Origin of the sequence: Microvirga pudoricolor, from assembly GCF_016892705.1 — a bacterium.
In the GTDB taxonomy this organism is placed as follows: domain Bacteria; phylum Pseudomonadota; class Alphaproteobacteria; order Rhizobiales; family Beijerinckiaceae; genus Microvirga; species Microvirga pudoricolor.
Genome location: NZ_JAFEMB010000009.1, coordinates 1 through 23,602 on the forward strand (window position 1 = coordinate 1; position 23,602 = coordinate 23,602).

Annotated in this window: 21 protein-coding genes and 1 tRNA gene; 17 read left to right on the plus strand and 5 right to left on the minus strand. The window is 59.5% G+C overall.

Annotated features, from left to right (window positions below):
* Positions 1–180 precede the first annotated feature (180 nt).
* The 7 genes from ILT42_RS21035 to ILT42_RS21065 all read left to right on the plus strand — a co-directional run bounded on the left by ILT42_RS21035 (position 181) and on the right by ILT42_RS21065 (position 6,216).
* Positions 181–1,158 carry a tripartite tricarboxylate transporter substrate-binding protein gene (locus tag ILT42_RS21035; RefSeq protein ID WP_204217942.1) on the plus strand — a complete coding sequence of 326 codons (978 nt, stop codon included), beginning with the start codon at positions 181–183 and terminating at the stop codon, positions 1,156–1,158.
* 121 nt (positions 1,159–1,279) lie between these two features.
* A tRNA-His gene (locus ILT42_RS21040) sits at positions 1,280–1,356 on the plus strand.
* Between the two features lie 152 nt (positions 1,357–1,508).
* Positions 1,509–2,333: a hypothetical protein gene (locus ILT42_RS21045; RefSeq protein WP_204217943.1), complete on the plus strand. Its 825-nt coding sequence runs from the start codon at positions 1,509–1,511 to the stop codon at positions 2,331–2,333.
* A 167-nt stretch (positions 2,334–2,500) separates the two neighbouring features.
* Positions 2,501–2,773 (plus strand): helix-turn-helix domain-containing protein, encoded by a 273-nt coding sequence (locus ILT42_RS23320; RefSeq protein WP_204217945.1) that lies wholly within the window; start codon positions 2,501–2,503, stop codon positions 2,771–2,773.
* A gap of 430 nt (positions 2,774–3,203) precedes the next feature.
* Positions 3,204–3,719 (plus strand): hypothetical protein, encoded by a 516-nt coding sequence (locus ILT42_RS21055; protein WP_204217947.1) that lies wholly within the window; start codon positions 3,204–3,206, stop codon positions 3,717–3,719.
* 181 nt (positions 3,720–3,900) lie between these two features.
* On the plus strand, positions 3,901–5,583 hold the full coding sequence (locus ILT42_RS21060; RefSeq protein ID WP_204217955.1) for a DUF927 domain-containing protein: 1,683 nt from the start codon (positions 3,901–3,903) through the stop codon (positions 5,581–5,583).
* Between the two features lie 105 nt (positions 5,584–5,688).
* Positions 5,689–6,216: a hypothetical protein gene (locus ILT42_RS21065; RefSeq protein WP_204217957.1), complete on the plus strand. Its 528-nt coding sequence runs from the start codon at positions 5,689–5,691 to the stop codon at positions 6,214–6,216.
* Between the two features lie 55 nt (positions 6,217–6,271).
* On the opposite strand, the gene ILT42_RS21070 is transcribed toward ILT42_RS21065, so the two are convergent.
* Positions 6,272–9,052 carry a hypothetical protein gene (locus ILT42_RS21070; protein WP_204217959.1) on the minus strand — a complete coding sequence of 927 codons (2,781 nt, stop codon included), beginning with the start codon at positions 9,050–9,052 and terminating at the stop codon, positions 6,272–6,274.
* Between the two features lie 98 nt (positions 9,053–9,150).
* On the opposite strand from ILT42_RS21070, the gene ILT42_RS21075 reads away from it, so the two are divergent.
* The 8 genes from ILT42_RS21075 (at position 9,151) to ILT42_RS21110 (ending at position 17,739) form a co-directional block, all read left to right on the plus strand.
* Complete coding sequence (locus tag ILT42_RS21075; protein WP_204217960.1) at positions 9,151–9,414, plus strand: helix-turn-helix transcriptional regulator; 264 nt, start codon at positions 9,151–9,153, stop codon at positions 9,412–9,414.
* Between the two features lie 82 nt (positions 9,415–9,496).
* On the plus strand, positions 9,497–10,513 hold the full coding sequence (locus ILT42_RS21080; protein WP_204217962.1) for a hypothetical protein: 1,017 nt from the start codon (positions 9,497–9,499) through the stop codon (positions 10,511–10,513).
* 224 nt (positions 10,514–10,737) lie between these two features.
* On the plus strand, positions 10,738–11,331 hold the full coding sequence (locus ILT42_RS21085; RefSeq protein WP_204217964.1) for a hypothetical protein: 594 nt from the start codon (positions 10,738–10,740) through the stop codon (positions 11,329–11,331).
* 156 nt (positions 11,332–11,487) lie between these two features.
* The gene (locus tag ILT42_RS21090) at positions 11,488–11,829 is read left to right on the plus strand and encodes a DUF3768 domain-containing protein (protein ID WP_204217965.1); all 342 of its coding nucleotides are present in this window, start codon (positions 11,488–11,490) and stop codon (positions 11,827–11,829) included.
* 300 nt (positions 11,830–12,129) lie between these two features.
* Positions 12,130–12,885 carry an ImuA family protein gene (locus tag ILT42_RS21095; protein WP_204217967.1) on the plus strand — a complete coding sequence of 252 codons (756 nt, stop codon included), beginning with the start codon at positions 12,130–12,132 and terminating at the stop codon, positions 12,883–12,885.
* A 4-nt stretch (positions 12,886–12,889) separates the two neighbouring features.
* Positions 12,890–14,305, plus strand: a complete 1,416-nt coding sequence (locus ILT42_RS21100) for a Y-family DNA polymerase (protein WP_229428842.1) — start codon at positions 12,890–12,892, stop codon at positions 14,303–14,305.
* 37 nt (positions 14,306–14,342) lie between these two features.
* On the plus strand, positions 14,343–17,594 hold the full coding sequence (locus ILT42_RS21105; RefSeq protein WP_204217970.1) for an error-prone DNA polymerase: 3,252 nt from the start codon (positions 14,343–14,345) through the stop codon (positions 17,592–17,594).
* Positions 17,595–17,628: 34 nt separating this feature from the next.
* Positions 17,629–17,739 carry a DUF3768 domain-containing protein gene (locus ILT42_RS21110; RefSeq protein ID WP_204217972.1) on the plus strand — a complete coding sequence of 37 codons (111 nt, stop codon included), beginning with the start codon at positions 17,629–17,631 and terminating at the stop codon, positions 17,737–17,739.
* A 182-nt stretch (positions 17,740–17,921) separates the two neighbouring features.
* Here the strand turns inward: ILT42_RS21110 and ILT42_RS21115 are convergent, their stop codons facing one another.
* The 4 genes from ILT42_RS21115 to ILT42_RS21130 all read right to left on the minus strand — a co-directional run bounded on the left by ILT42_RS21115 (position 17,922) and on the right by ILT42_RS21130 (position 21,423).
* Positions 17,922–18,407 carry a hypothetical protein gene (locus tag ILT42_RS21115; RefSeq protein WP_204217974.1) on the minus strand — a complete coding sequence of 162 codons (486 nt, stop codon included), beginning with the start codon at positions 18,405–18,407 and terminating at the stop codon, positions 17,922–17,924.
* A gap of 171 nt (positions 18,408–18,578) precedes the next feature.
* Positions 18,579–19,136 (minus strand): hypothetical protein, encoded by a 558-nt coding sequence (locus ILT42_RS21120; RefSeq protein ID WP_204217980.1) that lies wholly within the window; start codon positions 19,134–19,136, stop codon positions 18,579–18,581.
* A gap of 138 nt (positions 19,137–19,274) precedes the next feature.
* Complete coding sequence (locus ILT42_RS21125; RefSeq protein ID WP_204217982.1) at positions 19,275–20,375, minus strand: alpha/beta hydrolase; 1,101 nt, start codon at positions 20,373–20,375, stop codon at positions 19,275–19,277.
* A gap of 154 nt (positions 20,376–20,529) precedes the next feature.
* On the minus strand, positions 20,530–21,423 hold the full coding sequence (locus ILT42_RS21130) for a LysR family transcriptional regulator (RefSeq protein ID WP_204217984.1): 894 nt from the start codon (positions 21,421–21,423) through the stop codon (positions 20,530–20,532).
* 99 nt (positions 21,424–21,522) lie between these two features.
* Between ILT42_RS21130 and ILT42_RS21135 the strand changes: the two genes are divergently transcribed.
* Together ILT42_RS21135 and ILT42_RS21140 are read left to right on the plus strand one after the other, a co-directional pair.
* Entirely contained in the window at positions 21,523–22,722 is a 1,200-nt protein-coding gene (locus ILT42_RS21135; RefSeq protein WP_204217985.1) for an MFS transporter, read from the plus strand.
* Positions 22,723–22,796: 74 nt separating this feature from the next.
* Positions 22,797–23,582 (plus strand): carboxymuconolactone decarboxylase family protein, encoded by a 786-nt coding sequence (locus ILT42_RS21140; RefSeq protein ID WP_204217987.1) that lies wholly within the window; start codon positions 22,797–22,799, stop codon positions 23,580–23,582.
* The last annotated feature ends 20 nt before the right edge of the window (positions 23,583–23,602 follow it).

A 23,602-nucleotide genomic window follows, 5' to 3' on the forward strand; every position in this document is an offset into this window, starting at 1 on the left:
GTCAGCGCCGGACTGCTCATCGTCGCCATCATCCTCCTCGTCCTCGCCCTCCTCCCAACCATCCGAAAAGGACGGGACGAGGTGTTCACGGAATAGTGGGGCCGTGTTCACCGAAGTGATAATTGCCCGAGACCTGAAACCTTCTCAGATAACGCCATAACCTTTCCAGGGAGAACCATAATGAAAGCCACCCTTCTGGCCCTCGCGGCGGCCGTTGGCCTTGCCGCCACGGGCGCTCAGGCCCAAGGCAACTATCCGCAGCGTCCCATCACCATGATCGTGCCCTTCGCGGCGGGGGGCCCCACGGACGTCATTGCGCGGATCGTCGGCGAGAACATGTCCCGCACCCTGGGACAGCAGATCGTGGTCGAGAACGTTGCCGGCGCCGGCGGCACCACCGGCATCACCCGCGCGGCGGGGGCCCAGCCTGACGGTTACACCATCATGATGGGCCATATGGGCACCCACGGCGCCGCGCCGGCCCTCTACCCGAACCTGAAATACGATCCCACCAAGGACTTCGCACCCATCGGCCTCGCCGCCGGCACGCCGATCCTGATCGTGGCCAAGAAGGACTTCCCGGCCAACGATCTCAAGGGCTTCGTCGAATACATGAAGAAGAACGGCGATAAGGTGAACATGGCCCATGCGGGCGTGGGCTCCGTTTCGCACATGACCGGCATCTATCTGAGCTCGGTTCTGGCGGCCAAGCCGACCATGGTGGCCTATCGCGGCACCGGCCCGGCCCTCAACGACCTCATGGCCAACACGGTCGACTACATGACCGACCAGATCGTCAACGTGGCCCCGCAGATCCAGGGGGGCAATATCAAGGCTTTCGCGATCGCCACGCCCCAGCGCTCGCCCGCCCTGCCGAACGTGCCGACCACGAAGGAGGCCGGTCTGGACGGCTACGAGGTGAGTGCCTGGAACGCCATTTTCGCCCCGAAGGGCACAGCGCCCGACATCGTCAAGAAGCTGAACGATGCTCTCTTGAAGGCCCTGGACGACGAGACCACCAAGAAGCGTCTTCTGGACCTCGGCGCCGTGCTCCCCACCGCCTCGGAGCGGAGCCCGGAAGCGCTCCAGAAGCTCGTGGATTCCGAGGTGGCCCGCTGGACCCCGGTCCTCAAGGCCGCCGGCGCCACCGCCGAGTAAGCTGAACCCGAGCGAAACCCATGCAAGCGGCGGGCCCAGCGCCCGCCGTCATCGTTTTCGGGGGCAGGACCCCAAAAGGCCTTGAAATCCGTCCCAGGGGCGATTACACCCTGCGCTGCGTGCAGCCGTAGCTCAGTTGGTTAGAGCACCAGATTGTGGATCTGGGGGTCCCCCGTTCGAGCCGGGGCGGCTGTACCATTTAAATCAGGCACTTAGCAGTCGCAGGTTAGATACTCGCCGAGCTGTGGTGACCATATGGTGACCACTCGAAAAGGCTAGGCTTCGAGATAGCTGCTAGACCGATAAAGCAATAATATGACGCTCTGATCGAATCGTAATCAGGGTTTTCAATGCACATTAATGATGTTGTTGCTGGTCTGTTGCATGCTGACTTAGAGGCGGCACCGCTCCTTCGGCAAGAGTTCGTGATTCGATTGGCAATGTGGCTGCGCTTCTCCGGTCAGCCTGTGGCTTATGACGTAGCCTGTATGGCTGGTTGTCTCAGTTATCTCAGTGTCAAACGTAGAGATGCTAATCTTTCTGAATTGCCTTCGGGCGAAGCTGCACTTCTTCAGAGAGTCATTAAGATTGGATGTTTGACAGATGCACTGCATGGCATCTTGCCGACCTCAGATTATCCAGAGTTTGAGTTGTTTGCTGAGTATGGAGATGATTATCACGAGTATCCATACATCGCCGATGCGATAAAATTCCTATTATGGTATGCGCCGAGAAGTAATGATAAGAGGCAGCAAGCTAGTTTACAAAAAGCTTATTTCTTTCTTATGAAAGAAGGGTTCTCGCATTGGGCGCATTTTTCGCGCCGATATTTCATCAAGCAATGGACGCTTCATAGAAGCGCCTCGTCATTATTGTATGTTATGTATCACCATATGGAGCGGGACTTGCTGCTGGACCCTCGGGATGTAGATTTCAGCACAAGGGTAGATACGCTAGCTGAAGATATCTCGACAATTCATGACCTGTTCGCACAGGCAAAGTGGGTAGGTGAACAATTGTCGCGCCGGCTGCATCCAAAGGCTCAAAAAAATATTCGCCTGCCCGTATTTCCGGACTCTCTAATTAGCAAGGAGATTCCCACAGTACGACTTGGTGATTATGTGTATGATGCGTTTGAAGATTATAGCTCTGATGTTGATTCAATAGAGGACTAATTTCGATTGAGCAGTGAGGTATATCATTGATTTATATGAGAAAATCATGATCAACGTTGTCACCAGGCGCTGTGCTGGACTCGTTTGAGAGGTCTTCCAGTAATCCTAGGTCAGCTTCGGTTAATCAAGTGATCGCTCGGTCACACCGAACGCCTTAGGATGACCTCATGCGTTACGCTCCACCTCTAGCACATTGCGCCTACACCGGCGGTTCCCCAAATTTAACCGACGATCCAGCATTAACGACCATTGAGACTGCGCGCGTCCTTGGGCTTAAGCCTAAGACTTTGGAAAATTGGCGAGTAATGGGGATCGGCCCTGCTTTCCAAAAAGGACCGGGCTTGCGCGGCTCGATCCGCTACCCGCTCTCTTCTCTGCACGAATGGCGCAGTCGCCACCTTCAAACCTCTACATCGCAGACGATGGGAGGCATGGCATGAGCAGTCTCCATTCCCGTTATTTCCGTGGGGTGCTTCAGGTTCGTCCGCCGTACCAAGACGGCCTCATTGCCGAAATCCTCAGCGAGGAAGGTTTGTATGGCGATGGTCCGCCACATTGGGTTGAGGGGCAGAAGCGTAAACCCTGCAAGACAGCCTTTGAAGCAGAGAACGAGCGCAGGAAGCTTGTGAAATGTCTGCGTAAGCATGGTTCACATTGTGAGGATGCTACCAGTGTCTTCACTCGGTTGGAGCGATGCCAGGACGGTAATCGCTGCCACAGCGGTGCGTGTCCATGCTGTATCCGTGCCTTCCAACGATGGTTGGTGATTGCAGGTGAGCAGCTACTCCATTGTCCAGGCGTCGAGGGTAGTCGGTTTAAGATCCTGTCGATCATTCCCACGAAGGCGGTCTCGGCTTCAAGGAGTCTCCAATGACCTCCAATCCGAAAAATGCGTTTAGGCGGTTTGCCAAAGGGTGTCGTGAAGCAGGTCTTCCCATGGTCTTCGGTGCAGCGGACTTTTGCTACAACGAGTTCAAGGTGGAAGGTCTTCCTTCACGAACCCGGTTGGCGATCCACTTCTGGGCGTTTGCCGATGGCTGTTCAGTCGAACAAGGAAGTCGTGCTCTACGAGCATTCTTTGCTCGTACTGTCGATGCTCCAAAACCAGTCAACGTCTACGGTTACGATGGCGATCTTCGGGGTGTCGCCTATGCCTTCAAGGGAAACTTCTCCCGCAGGGAAATCATCCCCGCAGTGAAAGACTCCAACGGGAAAACAATCTCCCGCCGCAACACGCGCCATCGTCCTTTGCGGGCATGGCAAAAGGTCGAACTGGCTGTCCTGTTGGATCGCATTGGTCTCTACGACCGCTTGATCCTGCGTGACATCGAGTTCGTTCGTATCCCTCAGGGCCTACGGCTGAAACCCATGAGGTCTGTCGCGTAAACATCGGCCAACAGGCCGGTCGATACAGGCTCACAGGCCCCAAAGGCCCAATTCCCAAAATGGTGTGAACTGCACCACGGGATGGCTTACCGCCACACCGAACGCGACCGGCTGCCTTGAAAACCAAGTGAGCAGTTCAACTGCTCACTTCGATTTAAACATCCAAATAGGATAACAAAAAATGACGTCCACGCATATGAATAACGGTGATAGGAACAATCTTACGGGCCAACCGTCTCTCGTCTACAAGACCCTTATCCACCATATCGATGAGGCCCGATACGACATCGAATTGGAATTCCAGTCCGTTAGCGGTGTACGCCAGAGTATCGTGATCCCGCGCTCTGCGGCCACGACCCCATCCCTCATTCATACGAAGCTGCTCGACGCTGGAGCCAACCTTTCCGGCCAGAAGGATGAAGCTCTGGCGCTGATCAAGGCAGCCCTCAATGAAGAGCCCGCCCGAAACCAGCGTCACACCAGGCGGGGAGGGTGGCACGGCAGGACATTCGTCACCCGCTACTGGACAGTTGGAGAGCAGCAAGATCTCGTTCTTCAGCCGACCACTCAAGGAGACAATCCAGTTGATTGCGCTTCCGGTGCGTTGAAGTCGTGGAGAAGGGGTCTCAAGGAAGCATGTGCTGGATCGAGCTATCTTAGCTTCGGTATTGGCGTTGCATTCGCTGCTCCGCTTCTCCACCTTCTCGGGGAGGATGAGGGCGCCGTCTTCAACTTCCACGCCCGGTCGTCACGCGGCAAGAGCACGGTGTGCCGTGCCAGCCAATCGGTCTTTGCGAGAGCAGCAAAGAACGATGTCGCGACCTATGCGATCACACCGCGTGGTCTGGAGGAACTATGCTTCGAGCGCAATGATCGAATGCTAGTTCTGGACGAAGAGGGTCGAGGTAGCGGTGGGAAGCGGGTTACAGATGCTCAGAAGCGCAATCTCGCCTTCATGATCCCAGGAGGACAGGGTGCGGTCCGGTCACGTTCGGTCTCACTGCATCTTCCCAATATCAAATGGCGCGCTTTCGGCTTGACCACAGGAGAGGTGCCGCTGGAGACAGGGGCGACACGTCAGCGGGAGGATGGTGAGAGAACCCGGCATATCGATATCGCTCTTCCAAATGGTAGGCGGGGTATCTTCGATTGCCTCGACGCTGAGAATCTCAATAGGGCCTCGGACTACGCGGAGCAAATCGAGGCGACCATCCGTGATCATCATGGAGTAGCCCTGCGGCCTTACATTGAATCTCTCATCAACAATTGGGAGCCTGCTTCGCGTGAGGCGAAGCAAGTGATCGAAGACTTCTTGATCAATGAGAAAGTTGGCCGCGATCCCTGGGAGCAGCGGTTCGCCAGGAAATTTGGGATCGTCCTCGCCGGAATGGTTCTGGCCGTACATTGCAGGGTCGCGCCATGGACAGAAGATCATGCAAGAGAGTCCGTTCAGAGAGCCTACAAGTCCGCGTTGAAAGCACTTCGCGCTACCCATGAGGTTGGAGACGTCTTTGTAGCACAACTGACCAATGCTCTCGATCATGGATGCTTCCCTATTCTTTCCAAAGGAGAGCCGCTGCCTGAGACTCAGCGTGAAACGGCTTGGGGCTTTCGCCGCAAAGTGAAGGAAGGTCGGATATTTGTAGTCGTCGATCCAGCCCGATTAAAGCCTCTGGCATCCTCACGTCCGCTACGTGCTGCTTTGCTCGATCTCTTCGTTGAGAAAGGGCTTCTGCATCAAGCGAATAACGGAAAGCGGGAGATTCAGATTGCCGTGTCTGGTTTCCCGCGTGAGGGCCGGGTGCGATGGCTCTGCTTCTATGAGGATCGCCTGCGCGCTTATCCCGTGTCTCGACAGGCTTAAGGGCGACCAGTCGCTCATCGAAGACAATAACACGTAAACAAAAGCAGGCGGGTGCGGATCGGATATCCGCCTGCACCATCGCAGTATCTTCATAGGAAAAATCAAATGTCTAAGAAATCCATCACAACGGAATCTGAACTCTACCAGACTCTCACCGACTTCTATCGGAATTACATGCTTCCGTCCTCTTATCCCGTCCCGGCCGTTGCGCTCGTTCTGAACCTTCTGAAGGAAATCCCGAATGGTCTTGATGCAGGCCGAATCCTGGGCCGAACGGACAATCTGCGTGGCACCATTCTCTTCGATCTGCTCACGATGATGGCGACCCCATACGGGAAGAAGCAAAAGTCACCTCAGATGCGATGTGCGCCAGCCTTGGTCCGCTTCGCCTGCCGCGTCGCTGATGAAATGGCAGTCTCTGGCCACGTCACATTCGAGCACGCCAACCGTATCTTGGTATGGGTCTTCCTTCAGCAAAGCGGCGACTATGCGGTGAACTTCGTCGAGGTGTTCGAGGACAACTCGTGGTGGCTTTGCAGCTCCAAGGCGCTTGAGGACGAACTAAAATTTTCGGTTCGGGTCCCGCAAAGCCAATCCTATGCGCATTATCTGACGCTTGAAAAAGCGGCATAGGAAATTCTAAACTTGAGGGTGAACCGGAATAATTCGGTCCACCCTTTCCCATTTATCAGATCACGAAGAAGTCGGCTGCGGTCATCTTGAGCTTCTTGGGCAAGGTGGCGATGAGGATCGCAGCCACCTTGCCCGATCCATCGGCATCGTAGGACAGGGTGCCCTTGGTCTTGTTGTAGATCAGGTAGTCGTTCTTGTCCTTGGCCTGCTCGCCAATGGTGAAGTACGCCGCCTTCAGCTTGCCAGCCTTGCCGAGCTTCTTGAAGATCGCGTTGTCGAGATGGATCGTGTCGTCCCGCACATTGATGTCGAGGATCTTGTCGGCGTTGGTCTTCCGGTTCGGCTTGGTGTCGAACACGAAGATATCCTTCCCGGCATGGCCCTTGAGGGTATCGTTGCCGAGCCCGCCTGCCAGGGTATCACTGCCTCTGCCGCCGATGAGAACATCCCTGTTGCGCCCACCGACCAGCTTCACGCCGCTATCGGGAGCGGTCACGATCTCAACGGCTCGGTCGGTAATCTGAACGATGAAGCTCTTCTCGATGCTGGCGCCCATGCGATCCGTGGATTTGATTGTGACGCGATGCGAGGCTGCCTGCTCGAAGTCGAGGGCATATCCGTTCGCCACCACGAGCTTGTTGCCTGCAAGAGAGAAGCGTCCACCCGCATTGTTGGTCAGGGTATAGCTGAAGATCTCGCCCGCGTTGGTGTCCTGGGTCGAGAGCGTGCCGATGACGGTGCCAGTGACGGACAGTTCCTCGATACTCGCTCCGGTGAGGCCGATATCGGCCGGAGCCCGATTGGCGGCGGTTGCCTCCACCATGATGCCTGTCGTCGTAATCGAATCGCTGTTGCCGTCCGTCACCGAGATCGTAAAGCTGGTGGCCTCAACGGATCCAGCGACAGACGTGGGCCGATCCATGGGATCGAAGGTCACCGCCCGAAGCGCGGCTGTAAGCGCCTCCGGGGTGCCGGTGAGGGTCAGGGTGCCGGTTAGGGTGTCAAAGCTGCCCGTGACGCCCGCAGGGGCCTTCAGGCTGCCCTTGGCGGGGCTATCGGGGGTAATGGTCACGGTCAGTATGTCGCCATCGGCATCAGCAAGCGAGACATGGGCGAAGGGCAGTGCCCCATCGGTATCGCTGACCTTGGTGACCGAGGCGGGGGCGTCCAGGCTTGGAGCCTCGTTCGGCAGCTCCGTCCCATTGCTGTCAATGATGGTGGTAAAGCCCCGGCTCTTGAGCAAAGCCCGTTCCGCCTTGGTGAAGGCATCGGCGGTGAGGACAATGCTTGCCGTCGATCCGACTACCGCATGGCTGAGCAGGGCCCAGAGCTTGCTGTCGAAGGTCAGGATCCCATCGCCGCCAAGGCTAATCGCCTCCCAGGCGACGAAGGTTTTGCCGCGCAGATCGTAGGTGCCGACCTCCAGCCTGAGTTCATCCACGCCCCCCTTTCCGTCAAAGCCGACAATTCCGGTCAGTCGCTCCACATTGGCGATGACGATGTCTGCCCCTTCCGATCCGGTGATGGCTTCGATGCCGGTGAGGATCGCGGGCTGGGTCAGATCAAGCGTGCCGCCCATGGAAACCAGCGTATCGAATCCACCTCCCCCCTGGATGCTGTCGCCAAGGCTCAAGCCGCCGTCCTCGACCTGGAGCCAATCGGCTCCGTCCCTGCCGGTGGCGATGTCCTTGCCAGCCGTGAGAGCGGTTCCAGGCGTGTAATGCCGTTGGACGATGTTGGAGCCGCTCTCCAGCACTGCCATCCAGCCGCCATCGCCGGTGCTCTCGATGCAGGGCGTCGTGCCCGCTGGACCGATCCGCAGGTCCGCCGCATACAGGGCGTTGCCGTTGACATCGTATCGCTGCTGATAGGTGCCCTCATGGCCTACTTGCGAGGATTGCCACGTGACGATCCATCCGCCATCGTCCATCGCCGTGACGGTCGCCTGGGTTTGGCTGCCTGGGGTCGAGAGGTTGACGCGCTTATCAGTCGTCCAGGTGCTCGTTCCATTGGACGCATAACGTTGCTGGTAGACATCGATGGAGCCGTCCGTGCCAAAGGACGACCATGTCACCACGTAACCGCCATCCTTGAGCGCCGTGACCTTGGGGTCGAACTGGTCCCGGTCGATGTCGCGGTTCACGCGGATGTCCGAGGATGAGGCAGGATTACCGAAGGCATCGTATCGCTGGAGATAGACGTCATAGGACGATCCGGCTCCAGCCTGATTGAGGGACACCCAGGTCACCACCCATCCACCACCGGGCAGGGCCACGAGGTCGATCTCGGCCTGATTGCCATCCGTGACGACGTTGACGGGGCGATCCGTGGCATAAAGGCGGGTGCCGTCGGCGGCAAACCGCTGCATGTAGAGGTCGCCCTGCTTGAGGGCATTGCCGCTGGCCCACCAGACCACGGCCCAGCCACCATCCGCGAGACGTTCGGTCCTGGCATCGAGGATCGGCTTATCGCTGGAGACATTGACGGGAGCGCCGCTCTTGACGCTGCCATCTGGATTGAAGCGAATCTGGCGAAGGGTGGAGCCGGTGAGATAGGTGATGAGCCAGCCGCCGTCGCCCAAAGCGGTGACATCCTGCAGGATCTGGTCGCCTGGGGTGTCGCCCACATTGCCGAGGCGGTCATCCGTGAAGACCGGCTGGCCGGAGGCATTGAGCTTTTGGAAGAAGATGCCTTTGCCCGATCCGTCGCGGCCATCCGAGGACCAGGCGATGAGGGTGCTACCGTCCGTGAACCTGGCGATGTGAGGGCTTTCGGCCCGATGGGCGGTTGACGCATTCACGCGAACGTCTTCGCCAACCGTTAAGATTGTCGTCATGGAAAATCCTTCTGCCGGAGAGGCTTAGGTTCTGAAAGCTATAATATGTCGAATATATTCGATGGTTTAAATAGAGGCAAGCTGGTTGCTTGCCGCCCATGGATGGGCGGGCGCGTGTCGCGTGGAATCTTCGGCGGATCAGGGTCGAACGTGAGGTTTCTCAGGAAAATCTCGCGGTCGATGCTGACGTTGACCGCACGACAATCAGCGGGATCGAGCGCGAGGACTTCAATCCATCTATCGATCTGTTGGACCGACTTGCCGAGGCTCTGTCGATAGATATTTCCGAATTCCTACTGCCGCTACCGGCGAATGCTGGAGATCTCAAACCGCTAAAGAGCGGTCGCAGGCCAAAACGCTAGGCATAATCCGCGTCGATATTGACACGCCCTATTGCGCGCGGGGTACGCCCTTTCAAATTGGCGTAAAACAACGGTCTGGCGAGTGGGCAAGAGTGAAGGGCAGGCATGGAGGCACTTCGAGACGGTCACCCGCCCGACTCTGATCCTGGCCCCATCAAGCTTTCTGGATGACATCGCCGCCAGCTTATCGAATGCAGGCATTCAGGAGGCGGTCGCTCGTCGAGACAGCGGACCGATCTTCGATTGGCTGATGAGCCTGTTCCAGCTCCAGGGTATCTCGGATGCGGTGGCGTTTGCCTACGCTGCCGAACGCGGATCGGTACGCTGGCACGAAATCGAGACTGCCCTGTTCGATGAACCCGAGTGCTGGCGTCTGACGAGCTACTGGCACTTCCACCGCTGCCGCTTCGAGAAATCGGCCTGGACCTGCTCGGAACCGCATCTGCTTCATCGCTGTACCTTGCCCCGACATCCCTTGCGGAACGGGCGTTTGAACCAAGCCGCCTACAGCTTGTTCCTGTTCATCCGCGATATCTGCGATAGCGATCTTATTGGTTGGATTGATCACCGGCTGGAGAGAGCGGACATCGGACCGGGACAGCCCGGCCGTGCGGAAGCGATGCGCAACGCGCTGCTCCATCCCATGAGCCACATCTTCGGCGTGTCGTACAAGGTGCTGTCGATGACCCTGGCCGATCTGCTGCTCTGCGGAGATCCGAGCCGGGAGCGGTGGGTGACCACAGGAACCCACATGATCGCAGTGGACACCCTGGTGCATAACTTCTTGCATAGGACGGGCGTGCTGCATCGCTTCGATGCCCTGCATGAGTTCGGACCCGATTGTTATGGCCCAAGGGGCTGCGCCGGTCTCATCAAACAACTGGCCGAGCGGATCGATGCCCGAGCCTTCAACCCGTCCTTCCCAAAGGTGTTTCCACGCTTCGTCCAATCTGCACTGTGGCGTTTCTGCGCGGGGAATGGCCTCGACATCTGCAACGGCAACCGGATCGATGACACGGTCCGCTGCCGGAACATCCATTGCCCGGCTCATCAGACCTGCGACCGTCTCGCCTTGAGAATAGAGCAAAACCGGGCCTGAAGCCCTTGTTGCACGCCAAGCTTGACTATAGGCTTATAATCCTATATGATGAGGCCCATCAGGGCAGTCACGCCCTGGTTTGATGAAACCCATGAGGTCGATCATGACACCCCATTCAAGGCCGCTTTGGCCATGGCAAATACGCCTGATGGCACTGCCGCAAACATCATCTGAACCATCGACACGGGGGCCTCTGGCCCCCTTCGCTTTTGATGGAGGGCCTGATGGTCGATAAGCCCATCGAGGATAAAGCTGCTGCCGCTACCCTGATCGTGTTCGGGCTGGATGAGACCGGCAAGCCTCATGCCTCCTGGTTCGATGAGGCCGATGCGCCGCTGGCCGAGAAAGCCGCAGGGCTCATGAAAATGAAGATCCTGCGGCTTTCCACCGACGAGCAGAAGAAGCTCGCGGGTCGGTTGCCGCAAGGCCGGGTGTTCGAGAGCGGCAAGGCTTTCGTGCCCTTCGTCAACCGGACGCTCTATGCGCAGCTGGCCGCGATGGGCGGTGAAGTGCCTGAGATCGATCCGGCCCTGATCGAGGCCGCGCTCAATGCCGACGCGGCCAAGACAAGCAAAGGCGGGGGCAAGGCGACGACGCCAGAGGGGCCGAAGGCGGATGCCGGGTCTTGGGCCTACCTCGCGGTGGGCAGCATCGTGCTCGCCAACGAGACGCCGGGAGAAGGCTGGTACGAGGCCATCATCAAGGAGGTGAAGGTCGAAGGGCTGTATCTGCTTGCATGGCGGGACTGGCCGCATGAAGCCGCCTTCGTGCGCAAAGCCCCGCACATTGCCCTGCTGCACCCGGCCAACAGCAAGTAACCCAAAAGCGAGCCCTCAGGGCAGAACAATCGCGCCCTGAGGGTCACCTGCCGCCGCCTCGTCAAAGCCGCCCTGCGGCCCTGCCAGCGGCCTTAACGCCACGCTTGGCGCACTGGGCGGGCCAATCACCAGCACACCAACATTGGAAAACGCATCATGACTCAGATCGATAGCCAAACGGACACCCGTGTTCGTGACTTGAACGATAGACTCCGCCAACATCGCATTGGAGGGCGGGTTGTCATGACACGCGGTGTCGCCGCCCTCGAACCGCATATGATTCACAAGATCAATCAGGCGGTACGGGCATTTGATGCATTCACGCCCGACAACGATCCCTATGGCGAACATGACTTCGGCTCACTCACCGTCGAGGGTCATGTGGTGATGTTCAAGATCGACGCTTACGATCTCGACCTGCAATATGCCTCGCCCGATCCCACGGATCCGAACGTCACCTGCCGCGTCATGACTCTCATGCTCGCTGAGGAGTATTGATGGCCCGGATAAAGACTATCTCCGCGCATCTCAAGTATCCTAACTGCAATCTTTGGTGGAGCTATACGATAAGAGCTTACTAATAAGACTAAACTCGTGGCGTTTATTTTTCCGATTACTGCATCGTTATAAAATATAAATCTCCCTATCCACAGGCGAAGGGTAAGACTTAGTTTAACTAAATCAAGTCTTTAGAGCCCCCTTTTCCACAATCAGACAGACATGATGGCGGCTGTTTGACTCTGCGGCAACTGAGAACATAATAGGAACATCCGCAGCAGCGAACGATCAGGGCAAGGTATGGGCCATACCGGGCGACAACATATCCTTGCCGATCTCCGCCAGCAAATTGACCGGCACGGTGGCGCGACTAAGACCAGGGCGATACTCGCCTTCGATGTTCCCGTGCTCGATGATCATCTGCCGGGTGCGGGGCTCGCACGCGGTGCCCTGCATGAAGTGTTGGAGAGCGGAGCCGCTGCGGAATTCGCGGGCGCGTCAACGCTCTTCGTGGCGGGGATCGCGGCGCGTCTTGGGGGCCCTGTGCTTTGGTGCCTCAACAGACGTGATCTCTTTGCCCCCAGCCTTGCCAGCGTCGGCTTGCACCCTGACCGCGTCGTGTATGCCGAGACCTTTCGTGAGAGTGATGTTCTTCCCGTCGTGGAAGAGGGCTTGCATGCGAAGGGACTCGCCGCCGTCGTCGGTGAAGCGACACGGGTCAGCCTGATCGCATCGCGGCGTCTTCAATTAGCCGCCGAGGAATCCGGTGTCACCGCCCTAATCATCCGCCGTTGGTGGAATGTGAGGGAGAAAGACCTCACCGCCTTGCCGACCGCCGCCGTCACGCGCTGGCGGATCTCACCGTTCACATCTCATGCACCACCGGCTCCGGGTTTGGGTCGAGCAAGATGGCAGGTCGAACTCCTGCGTTGCCGTGGCGGGGAACCGCGCTCCTGGGTTGTCGAGGCATGTGATGCGACGGGCCGTCTCTCTCTACCTTCCGAACTGGCCGACCGACCGCATCAGACGAAAGCGCGGAGGGCCGCCGCGCGATGAGCCGATGGTGACGGTAAGCATGGCCGGCTCGCGGCGTATCCTGGCATCCGTCTGCCCTTCGGCGCACAAGAGTGGGCTTCGTCCCGGCATGGCGTTGGCAAAGGCTCAGGCGCAAATTCCGCAGCTGCACGTTTTCGATGCGACGCCCGATGAGGATGAGGCCGCGTTGCGAGAGCTTGCCCGCTGGGCAATCCGGTACTCCCCCGTGGTGGCCCTCGATCCTCCCGATGGATTGTGGATCGATATTGCGGGCGCTGCTCATCTGTTCGGCGGTGAAGAGAAGTTGCTGTCGGATCTGACAAGTCGTCTCACAAGCCGGGGCTTTTCCGCCTTGGCCGCCGTCGCGGATGCTCCCGGCACCGCATGGGCCGTAGCGCGCTATGGCACCGAGATGATTGTACCCACGGGCCGTGCCGTCGATGCGATTGCGAGCCTTCCGGTTCACGCCCTGCGTTTAAGCCCAGATGTTCCCGCAGCCATGCATCGTTTAGGAATCGACCGCATTGGGCAACTGGCGGCGATGCCCCGCGCGCCCATGGTGCGCCGCTTCGGCAAGGAAACCGCCTTGAGGCTCGATCAGGCCATGGGTCATGCCTTCGAGCCGATCACGCCCCTCATCCCCGAGGAGACACCGTTGGCGGCCCTCGCTTTCGCAGAATCCATCGCACGCCTGGACGACATCAAGCACGTTCTGCACCGTCTCTCTAAAACGCTTTGCGCGGATTTGGCGAAGCGCGGCGAAGGCGTTCGCCGCCTCGATCTCGTCTTCCGCCGCGTCGATCAGAAAGGGGCGGCGTTGCGGATCGGAACCGCCAAGGCGACCCGCGACCACGCTCATCTGGCAAAGCTGTTCCATGATCAGCTTGAGACGGTCGATCCAGGCTTTGGCATCGAGGAGATCGTTCTGATCGCCAGCCGCGTCGAGGCCATGGTTGAGATGCAGATGATGGCTCAAGGCATTGCGGATAGTGGTGCATCCGACATCGATCTCAGCCGTCTCGTGGATCGCCTCGCCTCACGACTCGGCGCGGAGCATGTCTATCGTCTCGTGCCCGCTCAATCGCATGTGCCCGAACGCATGACCCGACGCGTCCCGGCTCTGGCGCCGCCGAGGGGTGAGACATGGCCCCGGAACCTGCCGAGACCGACCCGTCTGCTCGATCCACCGGAATCCATCCGAGCAACGGCGCTTTTGCCGGATCATCCCCCCGTGATGTTCATCTGGCGCAAGGTTCGCCATCAGGTCGATAAGGCCGATGGGCCGGAGCGGATCGCGCCGGAATGGTGGCAGGGTGACAAGGACGGCCCCTCGCGGGATTACTACCGCGTCGAGACGGATCAAGGCGGGCGCTTCTGGATCTTCCGCGACGCACCAATGGATGAAGGCGGGCGTTGGTGGATGCATGGGTTCTTCGGTTGAGCGAAGGCATTTGGACTGAACGAAAGCATTTGCGCTGATGTATGCCGAGCTTCAGATCACCACCCATTTTTCTTTCCTGCGCGGTGCATCGAGCCCCTCTGAGTTGTTTCAGCAGGCCAAGTTGCTAGGGATCGATGCGCTGGCCGTCACGGATCGTAACTCGCTCGCGGGAATCGTGCGCGCCTATGAAGCGTCCAAGGAGGCGGGCGTTCGCCTCATCGTCGGTTGCCGCCTGGACCTGACGGATGGCACGTCGATGCTGGTCTACCCGACCGACCGGGCGGCTTATTCAAGATTGTGCCGTCTGCTCAGCATCGGTAAGAGCCGAGGTGGCAAGGGCAAATGCTTTCTGACCTGGGAGGATGTAGCAGCTTGGAATGAGGGATTGCTGGCGATCCTGTTGGGCGACGAGGCCGATGAGGTTCTGGCCGCGAACCTGAAGCGCCTGAAGCAGACATTCGGCAACCGGGCCTACATGGCCCTGATCCGGCGTTTTGCCCCCAACGAGCATCTGCGTCTCTTCCATGTCGAGCAGGCCGCGCAGATAGCCCGTGTTCCAACCGTGGCTCTGGGCGATGTGCTCTACCACCACCCCACCCGCCGCAAATTGCAGGATGTGGTGTCCTGCATCCGGCAGGGCTGCACCATCGATGAAGCAGGTTTCCGGCTGGAGCGTCATGCCGACCGCTATCTCAAGGACCCGGTGGAAATGCGCCGCCTGTTCGAGCGCCATCCCGAAGCGTTCCGCAGGATCGGCGAGGTGCTATCCCGTTGCCGGTTCTCCCTGGACGAACTGCGCTATCAATATCCATCCGAGACTGAGCCAGGGGAGACGGCACAGGAGAAGCTGGAACGGCTGACCTGGGAGGGAGCACACCGCTGCTATCCCGATGGCATCCCCGATGTGGTGGCGACCACGTGCCGGCATGAACTGCATCTGATCGAGGAGATGGACTACGCGCCGTATTTCCTGACGGTTCATGCCATCGTCTCCTTCGCCAAGAGCCGCGGCATTCTCTGCCAGGGGCGCGGATCGGCCGCCAACTCCGCCGTGTGCTTCGTGCTTGGCATCACGGCCATCAATCCGACCGAGCACGATCTTCTGTTCGAGCGGTTCGTCAGCCAAGAACGGCGTGAACCTCCCGATATCGATGTGGATTTCGAGCACGAGCGCCGGGAGGAGGTCATCCAATGGATCTACGACACCTATGGCCGCACCCGATCCGCCCTGACGGCCGTGGTCTCGACCTATCGGGCGCGCGGAGCCGTGCGTGAGGTCGGCAAGGTGCTGGGCGTTCCCGAGGATGTCACGGCTGGCCTGTCCGGCCTCGTTTGGGGCTGGGGCACGGATGGGGTGACGGAAAAGGAAGCGAAAGAGCTCAACCTGAATCTCGACGATCCGCGCCTGCGCATGACCCTGGAACTGGCCTCCGAGCTGATCGGCGCGCCGCGTCACCTGTCCCAGCATCCAGGCGGCTTCGTGCTGACCCAGGATCGCCTGGACGATCTCGTTCCCATCGAGCCCGCTGCCATGGAGAACCGGCAGGTGATCGAGTGGGACAAGAACGACATCGACATCCTCAAGTTCATGAAGGTGGATGTGCTGGGGCTCGGCATGCTGGGTTGTATGCGCCGCGCCTTCGATCTGTTGCGGGATCACAAGGGTCAGACCTACGACATCGCCACCATTCCTCTCGATGACGAGAAGACCTACGCGATGATCCAGAAGGCCGATACCATCGGCACTTTCCAGATCGAAAGCCGGGCGCAGATGGCGATGCTGCCGCGCATGAAGCCAAGAAAATTCTACGATCTGGTGATTCAGGTTGCCATCGTTCGCCCAGGTCCGATCCAGGGTGACATGGTCCATCCCTATCTGCGGCGACGAGCCGGCAAAGAGAAGCCGGAATATCCGCGTCCAGAGCTGGAGCGGGTGCTCAAGAAGACGCTTGGCGTTCCGCTGTTCCAGGAGCAGGCCATGCGGGTGGCCATTGAATGCGCGGGCTTCACCCCATCAGAGGCCGATCAGCTCCGGCGCGCCATGGCGACATTCAAGATGACGGCGGGCGTCACCAAGTTCCGCGACAAGCTCGTGCAAGGCATGACCAGTCGGGGATATGATCGGGACTTTGCCGAGCGCACCTTCAAGCAGCTGGAAGGGTTCGGTTCTTACGGCTTCCCGGAGAGCCATGCGGCCTCGTTCGCCAAGATTGCCTATGCATCGTCCTGGATGAAGCGGCATCATCCCGACGTGTTCTGCTGTGCCATTCTCAACTCGCAACCCATGGGGTTCTATGCTCCCGCGCAATTGGTCCGCGACGCCAAGGCGCACGAGGTCGAGATCCGTCCCCTGGACATCAATCATTCTCGTTGGGATTGCACCCTGGAGCCGACCCGTAACCGGCACCGCTTCGCTGTTCGATTGGGCCTACGCATGGCGAAGGGACTGGCGAATACTGACGGCGGCATGATCCCCTTGGCGCGAGGCGGCTCTCCCTATTCCTCCATTGAGGATCTGTGGCGGCGAGCCGGGCTTTCTGTATCGTGCCTGGAAGCCCTGGCCAACGCCGATGCCTTCGGCTCGATGGGGGTCAACCGCCGCGATGCTCTCTGGACAATTCGCGGATTGTCAAATGAGACGATGCCTCTATTCGCGGCGGCGGACGAGCGTGATCATGAGATCAGACCTGAGAGCATCGAGCCGGAGGTCCGGCTTGCTCCCATGACCGAAGGGCGCGAGGTTGTGGAGGATTATCTCTCCAAAGGTCTCACCCTGCGCCAGCACCCGCTAACCTTCCTGCGCCAGGAGTTGAGGGAGAAGCGGTATCTCGCGTGCGAAGACTTGAAAGCCGTTCGTGATGGCAGGCGCGTCAACGTTGCCGGTCTGGTTCTGGTCCGCCAAAAGCCAGGATCGGCCAGGGGCGTCACGTTCATGACTGTTGAGGACGAAACCGATGTCGCCAACATCGTGATCTGGTCTGCTCTCTTCGAGAAGCGGCGCGGGCTTATCCTGTCATCCGGCATGATTGGCTGTCGCGGCCGCGTGCAGAAGGAAGGCGGTGTGATCCATGTGGTTGCCGAGCAATTCTTCGATCTGCGGGACATGCTGCGCAGCGTGGGAGATCGCGATAGTCCGTTGCGGTTGCGACATGGTCGGGGCGATGAGGCGAAAATGTGCACCAGAGATAGATTACAGCCAGGATCGAAGGATGTTTCGACGCCAGTCCTTCAACAGACTGATCGAAACTCCAAATCAGAGATCAGGATCAAAGGGCGGAATTTTCACTGACTTCGGCTCTCTCACTGTCGAAGGCCATGTGGTGATGTTCAAGATCGACGCCTACGACCTCGACCTGCAATATGCCTCGCCCGACCCCTCAGACCCCAACGTCACCTGCCGGGTCATGACCCTCATGCTGGCTGAAGAATACTAAGCTGCTTCGCGTGATGTCTGCTGAGGATACAGCTGCTGACCAAAGCTGCATTTCCGCTTAGTGCCAGAAGGAGACATATCCTTGCTGGCCCCTAGGTGGAGACGCTCAGCGGCCCAGCCGGCACACCGCGTGGCGGAGTTGAGCACTCCGTTACAGACCAAGGTATCTTAAAGCTCAGAAAGTCAGGTGTAGGCGAGGAGTCTTCCGGCGAGGATCACGCCCGTCCATGCGATCAGTGACACTGCTGCTCCGATGCGGGCGGCGACCGGGGTCACGGCGGCATCCGTCCACTCATCGACGCGGCGGTAAACGCCGTAGTGGAACACCGGTATGTTGAGGCCAGCGAGGACCAGCAGGCCGAACTTCCACGGTGCAGCTCCGGCACCAGCGACCACGGTGGCCTGCGCACTGAGCAGGGCGATGCCCGAGGTAACGGCGATGGCGAAGCCGATGTGTGAGACGGGCAGCAGATAGAGCGCGGCCGTGTTTGCGGACACGGCGCGGTGTCCGACGCCCAGCAGGCGGAGGTCGAAGGTGAAAGCCGGGCCGACCAGAAGAGCGATCCCAAGGATGTGGATGGCTTCGAGCACGGGATAGAGGTACTGGCCACTCCGCACCGTCTCGCCGAGCGTAGAGCTCTGCAACAGCATCAGCAACGAGTCGAGCAATTCAAGCTACTCCGTTCAATCCCGCCCGATGCGAGGGCGCAGGTAGAGGACCTGCTGGCACTGACTGCGGCGATGCTGGCACGAACACCGCCCACAACATCGGATTCCCAGAGTCTTGCACTGCGGCTTCTACCTGGTGGCCAGGGTGGTGCTCACAGCCGTCGAGGAAGCCTACTTCGGCAGCGGCGCTCGGACCGGGAGCGTGTTGCCGAGCACCTGGTTTACCGGCACGTTGTCATCCCCGTACCAAAACACAACGGGACGAAACAGACCGTCATTCGTCCGATTGATGTAGCCGACCGCCTGGAAGCGCTCCCCGGTCTTCAGCGGGCGGCCCAAGCCCCACTGGCCCGACCAAGCCGGCGGCGCGATGATGACCTCCAGTTCCTTGTGGGGGCCCTTGTACGAGAGAGCGGCCTTGACCCGAACACTGTCCTCGGGATCTTGCAACTGCTCTGGAATTGCCAGTTCGGGAGTGTCGGCAGGCAGGTTGCTGTCCAGGGTTACATCGAACTGCGAGTGCGGGTTGCCCCAGACACCATCCGAAGAGACCCTTCCCGCGATGTAGACGAGGCGATCAGTTTCAAAACCGGGCCATCCGTGATGCGCGGTAGCAGGTAGCACCGGAATCAGGACTGTTGCCAGCGCGACCACAGCAGCAGTGCCCGCAACGGCTAGCAGTCTTAGTCCTCGGATGCCCCTGGGTTTGTGCAAGGTTGTGCTCTTCATTCGCTTCTTCCTTTCATAGCTGAGGCAAAATCAGACGCCAACAGGCCCTAAGGCGGCACCCGGCAACGACTTCAGCATGCGGTTATCTCCTCGCTTTGATGGAGCCTGAACCAAACGGCCTAGGCTCCATTTCGCCGCTCACGCGGAGAGGTGTTGATCGAAGAACGACTGGAGCTTGTCGAATGGAATCATATCGACACGGTCGTACAGATCGGTGTGGTTGGCACCCGGGATGATGAGAAGCTCCTTCGGCTCCGCGGCAGCCGCATAGGCGGTCTCGCTGAAATAACGTGAGTGGGCTTTTTCGCCATGAATCAGCAGGACCGGGCGCGGCGCTATCTCCTTGATGTAGGTCAGGAGCGGCATGTTCATGAATGACAGCGGAGTCGTGAGCGACCAGGAGGCGTTCGAGTTGATCGCTCTCGGATGAAAGCCGCGCTTTGTCTTATAGTAGTCGGCGTACTCCACCACGAACTGCGGTTCACCACCCTTCAGTTCGAGGGATACCGGACCATAGGCCGGGGTTCCCTTTTCTGTATCCTGCCAACGTTGCCGGCTGAGTTGCTCAAGCGTTTGCGTGCGCTGTTCAAGGGTCACGCTATCGTTGTAGCCGCGGGACATGACGCGCGTCATGTCATACATGGTGCTGGCCGCAACGGCCTTGACGCGCTTGTCTACGGCAGCAGCATTCAATGCCATGCCGCCCCAGCCGCAAACGCCGATAACACCGATCCGCTCGCGATCGACGGATGAGTGCAGGCCCAGAAAATCAACTGCCGCGCTGAAGTCCTCGGTATTGATGTCCGGTGAGGCGACATTGCGAGGTTCGCCGCCGCTTTCTCCAGTAAAGGACGGATCGAAAGCCAGCGTGATGAATCCGCGTTCCGCCATGGTCTGCGCATAAAGACCTGACGACTGCTCCTTCACTGCGCCGAACGGACCGCTGATGGCAAGCGCCGCCAGCCTCCTGCCGGCACGGTTTTTCGGCTGGTAGAGATCGGCAGACAGGGTGATGCCGTAGCGGTTCTTGAAAGTGACCTTCTGGTGATCAACGTTCGCGCTTCGCGGGAAAACCTTGTCCCATCCACCTGACACATTCTGTGCCTTTGCGTTGGGAGTATTTAAAAGCGAGCCCGCACCAATCGCGGCGACGCCAGCTCCGGTCAGCTTCAGGAGGTCGCGCCGACCAAGGCCAGAGGTTTGGGCTGCAATATTCTCAGGACCGTTCTGCTTGTTCATGCCAGTCTCTCTGTTCTTTCCTGCTCAGGCCGATGCCTGGCTCCGGTTAAACAGTAGCAAGCGGGAAGGCAGAGGATTAGCGGAGTGGCAGTGCATGCCCTTATGAGCTCAGCTCATCAATCTGGCATGAAATTGAAGAATTAGGCCTTCTCGTTCAGCTCCGATGGCGCAGAGCTTCGACAACGAGGTTGAAGGCTGGGGAGGACTGCCGACGGCTGGGGTAGTACATGTGGTACCCCGTCCATGACGGGCACCAATCGTCGAGGACGCGCACAAGACGTCCAGAGGCGATGTGCGGCAGCGCGATATCCTCTGGGACGTGAGCGAGCCCGAAGCCATCCACTGCGGCATTGAGGACCTGGAAGATTCCGTTGAACACGAGTTGTCCTTCGACCCGGACGGCAAGTTCATGTCCATCACGCTCGAATTCCCAGGCGTAAAGCCCGCCATAAGTGGGAAGGCGCAGGTTGATGCAGGTGTGACCGATGAGGTCCTGAGGGGTCATGGGGCGCGGCCTGCCTGCGAAGTAGGACGGTGCCCCGATCACCGCGAAACGGACATCGGGGCTGATGCGCACTGCGATCATATCCTTGGCAACCTGCTCGCCAAGGCGGACGCCCGCATCGAACCTTTGCTCGACGATGTTGGTCAGGCCCTCTTCGAGGGCGATCTCCACCTTGATGTCAGGGTAGTTGGCAAGAAATGTCCGGAGCTTAGGCCAGAGGATCGTCTCAGTGACATGGTAGCCTGCCGTGATCCTGATCGTACCAGCGGGCTTCTCACGGAACTCGCTCAATCCATCCAACTCGGCCTCGATTTCCTCCAGCCTGGGGCCTGCCGTCCGGAGCAGGCGCTCCCCTGCCTGTGTAGGCGCCACAGAGCGGGTGGTCCGGGTCAGAAGCCGCACGCCCAACCGTTCCTCAAGGCCACGCACCGTGTGGCTCAGGGCCGATTGGGAGACACCGAGCTGTGCCGCAGCCCTCGTGAAGCTCCGCTCCCGCGCGACAGCCAGGAAGGCGATCAGGTCGTTGATGTTTTCGCGGGCCATTCATGAACTCCACTCATAGGTTCATGCAGGTCTTAGCACCTAATCGGCCCCATGAGGACAGCCTATCTTCCAGCCTCCAATCGCTATCGTGAGACATTGATGACAGCTGGAACCGCCTCAACCTGTGACATGGTCACCGACCGCTCTCCGGCATGGGGGGCGGTTCTCGCCATGTCGCTGTGCTGCATGGTGCTCGTCGCCTCCGAGTTCATGCCCGTCAGCCTGCTGACGCCCATTGCCTCCGATCTTCACATGACGGAAGGCCAAGCCGGGCAGGCGATTTCCGTTTCCGGCATCTTCGCCGTGCTCACGAGCCTGTCGATCTCGGGCCTGACGTCCCGATGGGATCGGCGTACCGTCCTGCTCGTGCTGGCCCTCTCGCTGATCGTATCTGGAACGGTCGTGGCCCTTGCTCCGAACTATACGATCCTCATGCTCGGACGAGCGGTACTCGGCATCGCCATCGGCGGCTTCTGGTCGATGTCGGCCGCAGCAGTCATGCGCTTGGTGCCGGCGGATAGCGTTCCTCGTGCTCTGGCAATCCTGCAAGGTGGAACCGCACTGTCATCCATTGTCGCGGCCCCACTGGGGAGCTTTCTCGGCGGATACATCGGGTGGCGCGGAGCCTTCTTCTGCGTGGTGCCCCTGGCGGCCATCGCATTGGTCTGGCTGCTGGCAAAGCTCCCCTCCATGCACGCTGGACGGCCCACCGGCTCTGGCAATGTGTTCAAGCTGCTCCGCCGGCCTGTAGTGACCGCCGGCATGATGGCGATCACGCTCTTCTTCATGGGTCAGTTCGCGCTGTTCACCTACCTGCGGCCGTTCCTTGAGATGGTGACCCATGTCAATGTTCCGACCCTGTCGCTGATCTTGCTGCTTCTAGGCATCACTGGCCTTGTCGGGACGACCTTCATCGGATCCTTCCTGACAAACGGCATGTATGGCGTGATGATCGCCATTCCGCTCGCGATGGCAGGGATTGCCGTTGCCCTGATCGCCTTCGGAAACTGGCTTGCTGGAACGGCAGTCCTGCTTGGGGCATGGGGCCTGCTCGGCACTCCAGCACCCGTCGCTTGGAACACTTGGCTAACCCGGACCTTGCCGGACGATGCCGAGGCCGGCGGCGGACTGATGGTGGCCGCCATCCAACTGGCGATCACCTTGGGCGCAACCATTGGCGGTCTCCTGTTCGACATGAGCGGCTATCAGAGCACCTTCGCCGCGAGCGCGGCCATCCTAGCTGCTGCGGGCCTCATGGCGTTCGTGACAAAGCGTGCGGGATCATCCGTACGAACGTGAGCACCACGTCGGCTGCCGCGATCATCGCGTCAGCCTCCTTCACCCATCGAGCTATGTGCAAAGGATCATCGTCCATGAAGTTGCTGGCCTCCACACTCTCCCTCGCATTGGCAACCCCCGCCTTTGCCCAAGGAACCGCTTCCATGTCGTCACCTCTTGCCGCAATCTCCGCACTCTCGATGGCTGACATCCAGTCCGTCTCGCCAGCCCTCGGCCGCTATGCCAAGGAGGACGTTGCGGGCCTGTGGCAGCGTCCTCAACTCTCCCGCCGCGACCGCAGCCTCGTGACGGTGGCCATTCTGATCGCACGCAATCAGACGCTGGACCTACCGCACTACATCAACCTTGCCCTCGACAGCGGCGTGACACCGCGCGAACTCTCCGAAGCCATCACGCACCTCGCCTTCTACGCGGGCTGGTCGAACGCCATGGCGGCGGTTGCCGTCACCAAGGACATTTTCGCCGAGCGCAAAATCGGGCCGGATCAGTTGCCAGCCGCATTGCCGCAACTCCTGCCACTGAACGAGCAGGCGGAGGCGACCCGGGTCGCGAGCGTGCAACGCCTTCTCGGAGCCGCAGCTCCTGGCCTCGACCAGTACACTACCGATCCACTCTTCAAAGACGTGTGGCTGCGCCCCGACCTGTCGCCGCGTGACCGCAGCCTCGTGACCATCACGTCGCTGATGGCGAATGGGCAGGTGGCTCAGCTCGCGGGCCACCTGAACAGGGCCTTGGACAACGGCTTGACGCAGGAACAGGCCGGTGAGGTGGTTACGCAGATCGCCTTCTATGCGGGCTGGCCCAATGCGTTCTCTGCCGGCCCGGTCGCTGCGGAGGTCTTCAAGAACCGATCCAAGTGACCATCGTCATCCCGTTTTCC